We start from the raw sequence: 13728 nt of genomic DNA, 5'->3' as shown, positions 1-13728 counted from the left end.
CTACTATTTTGACTACTATATAGTCTTAGGACTTTGCTAATGTTTGAGTTCGCTATGTTTATTGTTGTTACATTTACCGTGTTTGTATTTACCCATTCTATGTCAGCGATGGTCAATATAAGTGCTAAAAAACACCTGTTTGCTGTCGGCTTGTCGTTGTTTTGTTTAACTGCACTGGCACAACAATCTCAGCTTATTACGCTTGATATTAGCTATGTTAAGTTAGATCAACAACGACCAACCAATGCGCTGAATATTTTTAATACACCGAAAGATAGCGGTTTTATGGGCGCTAAATTGGCTATTAATGACTCAAACACCACAGGGGAATTTTTACAACAACACTTTACGTTAAGCCACTTTAGTACAGCGAAGAGCAACGATTTTTTAAAATATTTAAACAGCGAGTATCAGCAAGGGCGACGTATTTTTATTCTTGATGCACCATTCGTAACATTAGTTAAGGTCGACCTATGGGCTAAAAACAAGCCAGTATTGTTATTTAATGTTAGCGAATCGGCTGATGAGCTGCGCTCGAGTCAGTGTTTAGCCAAGGTATTTCATACTATTCCAAGTCATGCCATGAAATCTGACGCGCTGGCGCAGTGGTTATTATATCGTCGTATGAACAAGGTTTTATTGGTACATGGCAGTGAAGCGGAAGATATTAATTTAGCAACGTCATTTAAACGCTCAGCAAAACGTTTCGGTTTAAAATTTATAGATGAAAAACAATGGGATTTTAATACTGATCTTAGGCGCAGTACCCAGCAAGAAATACCGCTGTTTACCCAAACCGTGCGAGATTATGACGTAGTTTATGTCGCTGATATGCATAAAAACTTTGCCGAGTTTTTACCTTTTAATACTTATTTACCTCGCCCAGTTATAGGCTCCGCTGGCTTAGAAGCTTTAGCTTGGCATGGCGCAATTGAACAGTGGGGCGCAACGCAATTGCAAAATCGTTTTACAGAATTAGCTGATAGAACGATGAATGAAATGGACTTTGCAGGTTATTTAGCCGTGCGCAGTATTGCCCAGTCAGTACATAAGTTGCATTCAAACGATAGTAAAAAACTTCAAGACTTTATTAGCTCAGATAAATTTGAATTAGCCGCATACAAAGGCCGCAAGCTTAGTTTTCGCGCTTGGAATAAACAATTAAGAATGCCACTGGCTTTGGTGCATCCACATGCTTTGGTGTCGCAATCACCTCAGCCTGGCATGCTTCACCCGATAACCGAACTTGATACGCTTGGCTTTGATGCTCAAGAATCTCTCTGTAAATAAGGCTCACTATTACTTATGAAAATTATAAAGCTTGTTAGATTATTATGCTTAGCGATTTCTCTCAATATTACCTCAGGCTATGCCACTGAATTCGCTTATGTTACGAATGAGAAAGACGACAATATTTCGGTGATTGATTTAAACCAAAATACAGTAATAAAAACCATACCGGTTGGCGAGCGACCACGTGGCATTATTTTTAATAAGCAACATACACTCGCTTATATTTGTGCCAGTGAGTCAGACAGAATTCAAATATTAGACCTAAATACCGAGCAAATTGTTGGTGAGTTACCCTCTGGTGAAGACCCGGAAACTATTGCATTACACCCAAACGGTAAAATTATTTATACCTCGAATGAAGACGATGCACTCCTTACGGTGATTGATATTGAAACCGCTACGGTTATTGCTCAAATTGATGTTGGTGTTGAGCCTGAAGGGTTAGCGGTTAGCCCGGATGGAAAAATTGTGGTAGTTACGTCAGAAACCACCAATATGGTGCATTGGATACACACCGAAAATAATACCAACTTTGCCAACACGTTAGTGGGCGCTAGACCTCGTTCGGCTAAATTTACTGACGATGGAAAGTTTTTATGGGTTAGCTCTGAAATTGGCGGAGCCGTAGTCGTGCTTGACGTTAATACACAAGAAATTGTTAAAGAGTTTACTTTTGCTATTCGCGGCATTCACCGTGATCGTGTACAACCGGTCGGCATAGAATTATCAAGTGATGGTCGCTTCGCTTTTGTAGCCCTTGGCCCGGCAAATCATGTGGCGGTTATTGACCGTAAAACCATGGCAGTCGATAAATACTTGTTAGTAGGTCGCCGTGTATGGCAATTGGCATTTAACGATGATCAAAGCCAATTGTTAACAACTAATGGCATCAGCGGTGATGTTTCGGTGATTGATGTTAAAGCAATGAAAGTGACTAAATCCATTAAAGTAGGGCGTTACCCGTGGGGCGTAGTGATACGAAACGTACCATGAGCATAGTGACTAATCAGCTGAGTTTTCACTACGGCAAAAAAACGGCAATTGATAATTTAAGCCTGAAAATTAGCAGCGGTTTTAACGTGTTGCTTGGGCCAAATGGGGCTGGAAAAAGTACCTTGTTTTCAATGTTAACAGGTCTTTCTCAAGCGGCTACGGGTAGCGTTCACATTAATGGTTATGACCTTAAAGAAAATCGCCCTAAAATCATGCGCTCGATGGGCGTGGTTTTTCAGCAAAGTACACTAGATTTAGATTTATCTGTAAAACAAAACTTAGTTTATTATGCCGCGCTGCATGGTATTTCTGCTTCACAAGCACTGAATAATATCAGCGATATATTAGCGCAACTGCAATTAACACAGCGGCTGAATGACAAAGTGCGTTCGTTAAATGGTGGGCATCGTCGCCGTGTTGAAATTGCTCGTGCATTAATTCATCAACCCAAAGTATTGTTGCTTGATGAGGCTACCGTAGGTTTAGATATTGATAGCAGAAAAATGATCACTGAATATGTGGGTAAACTCTGCAAAGATTTAAATATTTGCGTGTTATGGGCAACACATTTAATTGACGAGATAGCAGAGAATGATCAACTTATATTGATCAACGAAGGAAAAATTACCGCACAGGGCGTAAGTCGTGAATTATGTAAGGCGCATAACGTTGACGATATATATCAGCTGTATCGTCGATTAACCACTAGTACGGAGCTTATCTAATGAGCAGCCAATATCTGTATTGTTTTAATGGCATTGTTAAACGTGAAGTTTTACGTTTTTTTCAACAACGTTCCCGTTTACTTAGCGCACTGGTAAGGCCTTTATTATGGTTAGTCGTATTTGCAGCAGGGTTTAGGGCGGCTTTAGGGGTGTCGATAATGGAACCTTACGGCACGTATATTACTTATCAGCAATATATTACTCCTGGCCTTTGCTGCATGATCATTTTATTTAACGGCATGCAAAGTTCGCTTTCAATGGTTTATGACCGCGAAATGGGCAGTATGAAAGTACTATTAATGAGCCCATTACCTCGGCCTTATTTATTGTGCTGCAAATTAATTGCCAGTGCCTTGTTATCACTTTTACAAGTAGTTATTTTTTTACTTTTTGCCCAGTTAGTCGAAGTAGATATACCACTATTCGGTTATTTAAGTGCAATACCCGCTATTTTCTTAATTGCGTTCTTTTTAGGTGCGCTAGGGTTAATGTTATCTAACTTGATTAAACAATTAGAAAACTTTGCAGGTGTGATGAACTTTGTTATTTTCCCGATGTTTTTTCTGTCCAGCGCCTTGTATCCACTATGGAAGATGAAAGAAGCGAGCATTTGGTTATATTGGCTTTGCGAGTTTAATCCTTTTACCGCCTGTGTAGAGTTGTTGCGGTTTGCACTTTATGGGCAAGTGAATGCTTCAGCGCTGGTGACGGTATTAATTGCCACAAGCATCGCATCATTTTTTGCACTGATGAGTTTTAAACCACAGCTTGGGCGTAAGTAAGAGTTAACTCATATTACTTTTTGAGCTTAAGTTTGACCTTAAGTTTAAGCAGGCGAGGAGAGTTCAGTAATCAAGTGAATAACCGCTTTGATGTAATATTTTAATGACCGCAGTGATGATTAACTCGAGAGTCGGAGTGTAATCAATTAAGAATGGTACCTATAATTGCTGCTAGTACCCTGCGCGCATTGGTACTTTGATAGTTCTTTGATAGTTAACGATTACTGTGAGCATATTGCCGACATTCCAACGAATCTGACCCCGCAGGTATTATCAGAGCAAAGGTAGAACTTCGTCTTCTGAATATTGAAAAATCACAAAAATCAATTGATGCTAACGACCGTAATGTCGAATAAAACGACAAAAATCGTTATTTCGAATTGAAGCTTAAAACTGACGGTGAAGTTCAACTTTTAGATGCTAACTATGAGCCTAAAGTTACTGTTTTAAATCAAAGTTCGCTTTGCCAATATCCAACTAACATTAACAACGGATAATTCTCCGTTAGCAAGTTATTATGGGTGGCTTAAAAAAGTTATCATTTACGAGATCTTATCTAAGCGAACATTCTATTCTTCAGAAACTAGCCTTTATCATATCCTTTGTCGCTCATACAGCTTTGAATGGTTGAGTCAAAGACTTGTTGCCAATCTTCTTGTGCTTTCTTATTTTGTTCTTTAATTTTCTTTTGGGAAAAAGAACATGAGGGATCGAATCTAGTCGAACATTTAAGTAATGGTTGACTCATCGGTGTTTCACCTGCTTTTGTGTTTGCCAAAACCTTGCAATCATCTAGCGCTACTTTTTGTTTGCTTTTTTCACTGGTGGTTTGCTTTACCCACTTTGTTTCGTTCTCAGTGGCAACACATCCAGCCAGCATTACGACCAAACTACAAAAGATCAGTTTTTTCATGAAGGTTCCTTACTCTATCGAGCGTTATTTATAAGTTAAAAAATTGAGTTTAACTAGCATAAACCACCAGCACGCCTGACACAACAAGCTATGATTTCTTTATCTTTTATATCGACAAACTAATTATTAACGTTAAGGTAGGCAGCATGAAACTAGTGAAAATTTAATGCTTGTTTGTAGGGTTGGTTTAGGCTCAAAGTTAGCGTTGCTATTGTATGTTCAACGTAAAATAAGAGCCTAGATTTGCCGTTGACGTTTCCATTTTCAGAGAGGATAGTCAATCAAGAATGGTATCTATACTCCCTTCAGCTCATTACAGACGTTGATGCTTTAATAACTAAAGTCTATTGTTAGTAAGCAGATATTTCAACGAACCTGACCCCGTAGATACTTACTTGACAAAAGGCTTGCCGGGCTTTGATAGTGTCAGGACAAAAGGAAGACCTACTATGCCTTCTCCAAATTAAAGTAGGGTCAGATACTGAGCGATCCCCACAAAATATCAGAGTCTCTCAATGATATAAGCTCCACCAAATAAGTGGAGCTGCCTGACCGCTTTTAAAAACGTCTTTATCGTTAACTTTGCATACCTGTCCGCAACAACGCGCAGTCCAATAAAATGCAGCGATAGTATTGTGTCACTCTTCAAGCTGTTAGCTTGGTATTGCCTATGTTTATTCTCATTTTTTGTCGCTAATCCTATCGCCATTAATAACCAGTGCGCAATGCTTGATAATAGAATGAGTATGGATAATCTACTCGTTTTAGTTGTTTTATTGTACTCAAATCCTTGCCCGAATTGATGACTTTTCATATCTCGAAATCCTTCTTCAATTTGCATACGTAAACGATAAATTTTCATGACTCGTTTTGCTAATTGTTTCCCCTGTGGCAACGATGTAGCCAATAGCCATGGGTCGTTTCCTGACTTTCTATAAGTCTTTGAGGTTTTTGATTTCCTCGGTGCACCTAGTTGATTCATATCTTTTCTTCCTTTCTTTTTCTGCTTATAAAGTACTAATCGACATTTCAAAGGATTGCTTCTGGCAATGGTCCCAGAATAAGACGTCGGACAGGTGGTTGCCCGTTTGTAAAAATGGGTAATGCTCTGCCAATTTGAATCATCTAAACTATAGAAGTTCGGCAAACGTGCTCTTCCTACATAATCCCAGCCCCTAGCTGATACCGATCGAAACCAAGGTGTTTTAAATCCTGCATCACTGACAATAATAGGGCAGCAGTCTTTATCGATAACCTTTGCTAAATGGCTCAAAAATTTAATGTGCGTTTGGGGTTTTTCTTTAGTGCTAATGTCGTGCACTTCTTCATAAACACATATACCTCTTCCATGTGACGCTAAAGTAGCGCGCAGTAAGAAATGGCCTTTATACTCATCTAAATCGGACCAATCGACTAAGATAATCGGCCGCTTGGCTTTGCCAACCGTGTATTTGGCGAGTTCTTGGTAAATAGAAAAGGACTCATTTTGTAAATTGGTGTTAGATAACAATCTATCAGCGCGTTTTATCCGGTGCTTTTCTTTTGCTTTAGAATTTATTCCTCTACCAAGGTTAGTCACCGTGGCTGAGGCACCATTTAATAAGCTATCAACTGAACTTATTAATGAAGTTCTGCGACGGGCGTGCATTTTAGGGGTGACAAGCGTAATTGTTTTCTTCAAAATAGAGCGGACATTCATGGCGTTTCCTGGTTGTATTTGTTTGGCGATAGATCTGATCACTAAACGTCATGAATGTTCCCTGCTTTTTAAATTATTTTATTGATTCTTATCGTTTATTTGTGGGGATAGGTCAGGGTCAGATACACATTAAATTTTAGTTGTCTGATATCCTCTAAAACGAGCAACATGGTCAAGCTCTGAGCTCAATATACCCTCTTTTATAATTACCTAAGCCACCGAAATAAATTAATGTGTATCTGACCCTACTTTATAAAGTGTCTCTACTAATAAACCATTTTTCAGCATCTTCAACTTTACTAAAGAGCTTACCAAATATTGGTAGGTATTTTTCAGCAAGCGAGCGTTGGATATCATTAGAATAAATGATTCCAAGAGAAGTGCAGCCATGCTCACCTAAAAAACGCCAGAGTTTAGAAACTTCATTCATGGTATTGGGAGAACCTATACTTTCATTGTCTAACATTTCGACTACAGAGAATGATAAACTTTTTTTATTAATAACTTCTTTAATATATGCTTCTGCGGCTTCTTTTGCGCCTTCGTCGTTAAATGGACCAAAGGCATTAACATAAAGTATGTTATTGGACCACTTAAAGCTAAGATAACCATGACTTTCCATTTGGTACTCCAAAAAGTAGGAAAACATAAATTAAAGTAGGGTCAGATACACATTAAACTTAAGTTGCCTGTTGTTCACTGCACGAACAAGATTATCAAGCGCTGAGCTCAACACTCCCGCTTTTACTGTTATCAAAACCACCAAAATCAATTAATGTGTATCTGACCCTACTTTATTATTCTAGTTTATTAGGTAAACATTAAACTTAAGTTACCTGTTGTTCTCTCAATGTACAAGATTATCAAGCGCTGAGCTCAACATTCCTGCTTTTACTGTTATCAAAACCACCAAAATCAATTAATGTGTATCTGACCCTACTTTATTAAACAAGTGCTTAAGTATCTTGTAAATCATACTAACGAGGCATACTTTTTAATTAGACATGCCCATATCCTGATAGTGTTGGAATTATTATGAAGCTTATATGGCAGTTAAAAAAATTCCAATTAAGTGAAATAAAAAGACGGTTTAATTATTTAAGGGCAAATTAATTCATAACTTTAACCTACTATTGTGTCTAGATAATATTAATAAACGTTTTGAAGCTTATTTAACATTGAATTAAAACTAAACATTAAGGATCCAAATAATGATAAAAGTTAGTGTAATGTACCCAAATGCTGCGGATGCAAAATTTGATATTGATTATTACTGTAATACTCATATTCCTATGGTAGTAGAGTTGTTAGGCGATGCTTTAAAAGTTGGTGCTGTAGATTCTGGATTGGCTGGTGGTGCACTTGGTGAGACACCCGCATTTATTGCTATGGGTCATATGACCTTTGATTCGGTAGAGGATTTTCAAGCGGCTTTTGGTCCTAATGCCGACGTAATAATGGCTGATCTTGCTAACTTTACTAATGTAGAGCCGACCATTCAGATAAGTGAAATTAGAATTTAGTGGTATGAAATTGAATAAAAAGCATAAGTTGACGTTTTAAATTGCGATTTACGAATAAACACAGGGGAGTAAATTAGTCATACTTTAGCAGGGTATAACTTGAATGGAATAAGTATAACTAATTGATTTTATATTATTTATTTTGTTTTTTTTTGATTCTTCTCCCTATGGGGGATATTGATTAATTTAGTCATCAGGTTACATTAACAGCTCTTCATTTTGTTTTGAGAGTTGTTATGAAACGGACGTTAACTTTTTTATTTATATGTGCTGCACTCCCTTCTTTAGGGGACGATATGAATGGTGTTGAAAATATTAGTATATATGGGCAAACACCACTTTCCACCAATGACTTAGCTGAAGAAAGTTCCTTTGGCAGTGTACAAACAATTAACGCAGAGTCGTTAGCACAATCTCAAGCTATTTCGTTAGCAGATCACATGAAAAACAAGCTAACAAGCTTGCATATTAATGACATACAAAACAATCCTTTTCAGCCTGATGTGCAATACCGTGGCTTCACTGCTTCGCCTTTATTAGGCTTACCTCAGGGGATTTCTGTTTATCTTAATGGCGTACGATTCAATGAACCCTTTGGTGATACGGTCAATTGGGATTTAATTCCGCTTGCCGCGCTTGATAAGGTGGCGTTATTTTCTGGTTCAAACCCTGCCTTTGGTCAAAATACCTTAGGTGGTGCGCTAGCACTTACCACTAAAAATGGTTTCAGTTATACCAAGCATGAACTTGAAGCGCGTTTTGGTAGTTTTGGACAACAGCAGTTTACCGTGCAGTCAGGCGGTAATAGTGGTAACTGGGGTTATTACATTATTGCTAACCATTACCAAGAAGATGGTTGGCGAGACTATTCTGAAAGTGAATTAAAGCAATTTTTAGCAACGCTAAGTTATGTAGATGCAGACCGTACCATTGATTTTACTTACTCTGCGAATAATAACCAATTACTGGGAAATGGGGCTGTACCTGAAGTACTAGCCGAATTAGCAGGAAGAAGTGCCATTTACACTCAACCTGATAAAACTCATACAAGATTTCAACAATTTAGTCTTAAATCTGACAGTGTAATTAACGAGCAAATGTCGTGGCAGGGTAATGTTTATTATCGTAAAAACAAAATTAACAGTATAAATGGTGACGACAGCGATTATGAAGAGTGCGAGTCTGGTGCGCTTTATAGTTTGTGTGAAGAAGATGAAAACGATGAGTTAGAGCGCGTGCACTTTGTTGGTTTTGATGAGGATACTTGGTTAAGTGAGCTAAGCGATATTGATGCTGACGACGTTGATGGTACTTATAATACTGGTTTTACTGATAACGAAAGTTACGGTGTGGCTTTGCAATGGGTGCGAGCCAGTCAATTTGATGCAACCGATGCGCATGCAGCATTAAATAACGAATTTATTTTTGGGCTAGGAATAGATAAAGCAGATATCAGCTTTAGAAGTGACACCGAGTTCGCAGTGCTACACAACGATACGATCTATGATGATCGTTCAGTAACGGGTATTGGCTTATTCGATATGGAGTCACGTGTTCAGTTAGAGGTGAGTAATAAACAGCATTATTTTTACTTCTTAAATACTTTAGCCATTGGGGACGATTTAACCGTTAACCTTGCTGGTCGATATAATCGTACTCACATAAGTATGCAAGACCAAATTGAAACCGGGCCAGGTTCACTTAATGGCGAACACTATTTTAACCGTTTTAACCCTGCAGTTTCAGTTAACTACCTGTTAACACCTGACTATACCTTTAAGCTAAGTTATAGCGAATCATCACGTGCTCCTAGCCCGGCTGAGTTAAGTTGTGCAGATGAAGAAGACCCTTGTAAATTACCAAATGCGTTTGTTGCTGATCCGCCGCTTGAGCAAGTGGTGGCGAAAACTGTTGAAGCGGCATTACAGTTCGAAAACGATAATTTTTCTGCGTTAGCAACGGTGTTTTCAACCATGAGCTATGAAGATATTATATTTCAACAAGCAGGGAATAAATCAAACCAAGGCTATTTTATTAACCTCGATAAAACACAACGCCAAGGCGTTGAATTGTCAGCTACTACGCAAGTTAACTCGGTTGATTTAGGCGCGAGCTATAACTATTTAAAAGCCACTTTTGAATCACCTTTTGTCTCTTTTAGTCCTGTTAATCCTTTAGGTGCAAACAGACAAGTTGAAGTAGGTGACAATATTCCTGGCCAACCACAGCATCAAGTAAAGTTTCATGCAAATTGGCAGTTTAATGATGCACTAAATATTGGTACTGAGATGTTGTATGCGTCTTCATCATATTACCGTGGCGATGAAGCGAATGAGAATAAAAAAATTCCATCTTATGCGGTAACTAATATCTATTTTAATTATCAGATAACCGATCAACTGCGCTTGTCAGCGAAAGTTGATAACCTTTTTGATCGCAAATTTGAAACTTTTGGCACTTATGGTGAGGCAGATGAAGTGTTAGAGGAAATTTATCCTGATACTGAATTTGATGAATACTTTGTTGGTCCATCTAGACCGCGTTCAGCCAGTGTCAGTATCAATTATCAGTTTTAGCTTACGGTGTAAATTAAGTGCTCAAACTTGAGTTTAATCACTAAAAGACGAGTGAAGTCCTTCTAAAGCAGGAAAGCATTGTTGATGGTTTCATTATAGGCTTAATAGCCAATGAGGCCTCAACAAGTTCGTTGTTGAATGTTAGCTGACTTCTGCCTCATCGCTGGTAAGTTTTTATTAAGGGTTTAACCATTTATACGAGCATAAGTATGAGTTAATCGCCTTGCACTATTAATCATCAAAGTGATGTCGACTTATCTAAAACCCGTAAAGAATCTGGCGTTACGGAGCTTGCATGGCAAGCGAAACTTATGGCGAAGTTCTCTGACTTGCTCGCTGGAAGCATTGATTAAATTTTGGAGAGATTCAGTGATACCTAACTTTTCTGCAACATCAAAAGCAGCAACGATAAATCCGCTTAACTTCGAGCGCGCAAGTATTGTTGTTTCACCTTTGCGACAGCAAATATCGCAAGAGTTACATAATAGGCCGTCGCCACAAGTTCATGTGCCAACATCTATCACCCACATGGCGGTCCGTTTGACGGAGCATGAGCGCGAACAAGAATATCAGCAAATATATACATTTTGTCAGCGCTACAATGTGAACCCACCTACCCGTGAAGCCAGTTGTTACTATCAAGACTTTGGCAGTTTTGAGCTGAGGTGGGAACGCCATCTTGAGTTTTCCAGTTATAGCTTTATTCGTAAAGGACTAGGGCCGTCGCTATTTGATGGTTATGCCACTGAGTATGTGCCGCAAGAGTGGTTTGATAATATCGTGGGAGAACTGGTGAGCGCGGTTAACTTGGTTATTAACGAAGCTGAAATATCAGAAGAAGCGCTTTGTCATGCTTTTGAAGGGCACCAAGTTCTTGGCAGTAATGTAGCGGGTAATCGTGCTAGCGTTTATACCTCATTCAAGTTACACAGCGATGGTTTTAGCCGTATTATTATTCAGAGTAAATTGCTCAACAGTTATCAAGCTGGGCGTTTAATCCAGCGAATGTTAGAGATAGAGACTTACCAAATGATGGCACTTTTGAGTTTACCCATTGCTCGTTCGTTATCGCCCAAAGTGGCAAAAATGGAAAATGATTTAGTCGCAATTAATCAGCAAATGGCAGATACCGAGAAAAAAAATGATGGCGAAATGCTGGATAAGCTGTCAGAGCTAGCTGGAAAGTCTGAGCAACTTATTGCTGATATCAGTTACCGTTTTAGCGCGACAAATGCTTATTATGAATTGGTTTGTGCACGACTTAAGCAGCTTAAAGAAACCGATATCGCCGGTACTGAACGTATTAATGAATTTGTTACCCGTAGGCTAAGCCCTGGTATTCGAACGTGTCAGGCGCTGTCTGTTCGACTAGAAGACCTAACTCGGCGTATTGCACGTGCAAGCAGTTTACTAAGAACGCGGGTTGACCTTACTATTGAGCAGCAAAACCAACAATTATTGTCGGCTATTAATAAACGCGGCGAAGTACAATTGCGCTTACAGCAAATGGTTGAAGGGGTTTCAGTCGCGGCAATGGCGTATTATTTAATGGGCTTATTAGACTATGTACTGAATGCGGTTAATCTTTCAGGGTTTTCACTCAACAAAGTGATGGTGAAAGGTTTTGCGGTGCCCATTATTTTGCTTTCAACATGGTTATTAGTCAGGTTTGCTATTCGCTATATCAATAAAGGTAAAGATCAATAAAGCGAATTTTGTATTGATTTAGTGGTTAAAATACGGTGTTTAATGTTGCCTTAAACAAGATGATATTAAGATAAATCAGGGTGTTAACTCGCTTTTATCCTCCTTGCTCCTCCTAAAGCAGTACACCTTTGGATTACGACTAAAGGGCAGTTTATTTGGTTAAGTTGACTCATTTTATTTACTGGGGATTTTTTTATTATAACTACACATTTATAATAACAAACCGGAAGCATGAAATGACTAAACTATTTAAAGTAAGCTTGATCACCGCCGCATTATCGATGACCGCATTTAACAGCAGCGCCGCTGTTGAGATTTATGAAAATGACGGTATGTCATTTAGTGCTGACGGGTTAGTAAATGTATTCTATGTAAACAGCTCTGTTGAAGCGACAGATGCTAGCGGTAACGTGAGTGATCGTGACCAGTCTCGTGTTCGCATGGGGTTTCTGCCAAATAATATTGGTTTTAATTTTTCTAACCAATTGTCCGATATAAAAATTGGCATGCGCTCTTCGTTTTGGGTTTCTATTAATGACTCAGATCAAAGCCGCGACGCATCACCTACAGATTTAGGTACGGGCTCTTTGATTGACGTAAGACAGTTCTACGGCACAGTCAGCGGTGATTGGGGTGAAGTGTTATTAGGTAAAGACTTTGGCCTTTTTAACCGAGCCAATATTTTAGGGGATGAATTGTTGTTAGGTTACGGCCAAACGTCAGATTTTTTTGGCTTAGTTGATGGTGGTAATGTCTCGTTTGGTAATATCAGTACCGGTTATACTTATCCAGCACCAAAATCACAAATTACCTACCGTTCGCCAGATATGAATGGCTTTAATTTAGCTGTTGGTATTATGGACCCCAATAAAACCGGTGCTGATTCTTCAGAAGATTTACCTCGCTTTGAAGCTGAACTAATGTATACAACCAGCTTTGATGAAACAACACTAAAAGCATGGGTAAGCGGTGTTTCACAGTCGAGTGAAGCTGGCGGCGCTGAACAGGATCAGTCAGGTATAGGTTATGGTGCTAATGTTAAGTTTGGCGGTTTATCATTTACAGCCTCAGGCTTTAGCTCAGAAGGATTGGGGCATGTTGCCGGCCTAGATAATATTGTTGGTGACGATGCGATTGAATCTGATGGTTACCTAATGCAAGCGTCTTACACGATGGAAGATAATCGTTTTGTGGTAACTTACGGCGAAACTGAAGTGAAAAATACCGGCAGTGTGTTAGATGCGACACATACCAATACAGGTGTTGCCTACTTTAGAACCTTGCGCCCAGGCTTAACGCTTGTTTTCGAATATAACAATACTGAAGCTGATGTGTCTAATTCATTAGTAGGTGAAGAAAACGATACCTTCGCTATTGGTTCAGTGATCACTTTTTAATTTTCAATTATGCTCTACTGCTAAGCTAAATAAATAGGCTTGCAAATATGAATACCAGTGCTATAAATGTACTGGTATTTTTCATTTTACAGGTGTGTAACCTAAAAGATGAGCTTTCTC

11 protein-coding genes are annotated in these 13728 nt (G+C 38.8%); 8 read left to right on the top strand and 3 right to left on the bottom strand.

From position 1 onward, the window contains the following. The first annotated feature begins 39 nt into the window (after nt 1-39). The 4 genes from A3Q33_RS01065 to A3Q33_RS01050 are packed head-to-tail and all read left to right on the top strand — an operon-like array spanning nt 40 to nt 3793. Nucleotides 40-1290, top strand: coding sequence for a lanthanide ABC transporter ABC transporter substrate-binding protein PedA1 (locus A3Q33_RS01065; protein WP_231295755.1), 1251 nt, complete (start codon nt 40-42; stop codon nt 1288-1290). A 15-nt stretch (nt 1291-1305) separates the two neighbouring features. Next, nucleotides 1306-2286, top strand: a complete 981-nt coding sequence (locus A3Q33_RS01060) for a YVTN family beta-propeller repeat protein (RefSeq protein ID WP_081178105.1) — start codon at nt 1306-1308, stop codon at nt 2284-2286. Beyond that, the gene (locus tag A3Q33_RS01055; RefSeq protein WP_081178103.1) at nt 2283-3011 is read left to right on the top strand and encodes a lanthanide ABC transporter ATP-binding protein PedB/LutE; all 729 of its coding nucleotides are present in this window, start codon (nt 2283-2285) and stop codon (nt 3009-3011) included. The genes A3Q33_RS01060 and A3Q33_RS01055 overlap by 4 nt, the downstream gene beginning before the upstream one ends. Further along, nucleotides 3011-3793, top strand: a complete 783-nt coding sequence (locus A3Q33_RS01050; RefSeq protein WP_081178101.1) for a lanthanide ABC transporter permease protein PedC — start codon at nt 3011-3013, stop codon at nt 3791-3793. The genes A3Q33_RS01055 and A3Q33_RS01050 overlap by 1 nt, the downstream gene beginning before the upstream one ends. Nucleotides 3794-4376: 583 nt before the next feature. Here A3Q33_RS01050 and A3Q33_RS01045 read toward each other — a convergent pair. The 3 genes from A3Q33_RS01045 to A3Q33_RS01035 all read right to left on the bottom strand — a co-directional run bounded on the left by A3Q33_RS01045 (nt 4377) and on the right by A3Q33_RS01035 (nt 7027). Continuing rightward, complete coding sequence (locus A3Q33_RS01045) at nt 4377-4706, bottom strand: hypothetical protein (protein WP_081178099.1); 330 nt, start codon at nt 4704-4706, stop codon at nt 4377-4379. A 502-nt stretch (nt 4707-5208) separates the two neighbouring features. Continuing rightward, nucleotides 5209-6447 (bottom strand): IS4 family transposase, encoded by a 1239-nt coding sequence (locus A3Q33_RS01040; protein ID WP_231295619.1) that lies wholly within the window; start codon nt 6445-6447, stop codon nt 5209-5211. Nucleotides 6448-6655: 208 nt separating this feature from the next. Continuing rightward, a complete protein-coding gene (locus A3Q33_RS01035; protein WP_081178095.1) occupies nt 6656-7027 on the bottom strand; it encodes a hypothetical protein in 372 nt (123 codons plus the stop codon). Nucleotides 7028-7616: 589 nt separating this feature from the next. Here A3Q33_RS01035 and A3Q33_RS01030 point away from each other — a divergent pair. The 4 genes from A3Q33_RS01030 to A3Q33_RS01015 all read left to right on the top strand — a co-directional run bounded on the left by A3Q33_RS01030 (nt 7617) and on the right by A3Q33_RS01015 (nt 13608). Then, nucleotides 7617-7928: an EthD family reductase gene (locus tag A3Q33_RS01030; RefSeq protein WP_081178093.1), complete on the top strand. Its 312-nt coding sequence runs from the start codon at nt 7617-7619 to the stop codon at nt 7926-7928. A 236-nt stretch (nt 7929-8164) separates the two neighbouring features. Beyond that, a complete protein-coding gene (locus A3Q33_RS01025) occupies nt 8165-10504 on the top strand; it encodes a TonB-dependent receptor (RefSeq protein ID WP_081178091.1) in 2340 nt (779 codons plus the stop codon). Nucleotides 10505-10873: 369 nt separating this feature from the next. Continuing rightward, complete coding sequence (locus A3Q33_RS01020) at nt 10874-12211, top strand: DUF3422 family protein (RefSeq protein ID WP_231295754.1); 1338 nt, start codon at nt 10874-10876, stop codon at nt 12209-12211. 236 nt (nt 12212-12447) lie between these two features. After that, on the top strand, nt 12448-13608 hold the full coding sequence (locus tag A3Q33_RS01015; RefSeq protein ID WP_081178087.1) for a porin: 1161 nt from the start codon (nt 12448-12450) through the stop codon (nt 13606-13608). Nucleotides 13609-13728: the final 120 nt, after the last annotated feature.

This window comes from Colwellia sp. PAMC 21821 (genome assembly GCF_002077175.1).
Lineage (GTDB): Bacteria > Pseudomonadota > Gammaproteobacteria > Enterobacterales > Alteromonadaceae > Cognaticolwellia.
This window is presented reverse-complemented; position numbering and strand designations above follow the sequence as displayed.

Bases quoted from the DNA above. Each gene is read 5' to 3' on its own strand.
- A3Q33_RS01025 (WP_081178091.1), top strand. From the start codon at position 8,165: ATGAAACGGACGTTAACTTTTTTATTTATATGTGCTGCACTCCCTTCT.
- A3Q33_RS01035 (WP_081178095.1), bottom strand. From the start codon at position 7,027: ATGGAAAGTCATGGTTATCTTAGCTTTAAGTGGTCCAATAACATACTT.
- A3Q33_RS01030 (WP_081178093.1), top strand. From the start codon at position 7,617: ATGATAAAAGTTAGTGTAATGTACCCAAATGCTGCGGATGCAAAATTT.
- A3Q33_RS01065 (WP_231295755.1), top strand. From the start codon at position 40: ATGTTTGAGTTCGCTATGTTTATTGTTGTTACATTTACCGTGTTTGTA.
- A3Q33_RS01045 (WP_081178099.1), bottom strand. From the start codon at position 4,706: ATGAAAAAACTGATCTTTTGTAGTTTGGTCGTAATGCTGGCTGGATGT.
- A3Q33_RS01060 (WP_081178105.1), top strand. From the start codon at position 1,306: ATGAAAATTATAAAGCTTGTTAGATTATTATGCTTAGCGATTTCTCTC.
- A3Q33_RS01055 (WP_081178103.1), top strand. From the start codon at position 2,283: ATGAGCATAGTGACTAATCAGCTGAGTTTTCACTACGGCAAAAAAACG.
- A3Q33_RS01015 (WP_081178087.1), top strand. From the start codon at position 12,448: ATGACTAAACTATTTAAAGTAAGCTTGATCACCGCCGCATTATCGATG.
- A3Q33_RS01050 (WP_081178101.1), top strand. From the start codon at position 3,011: ATGAGCAGCCAATATCTGTATTGTTTTAATGGCATTGTTAAACGTGAA.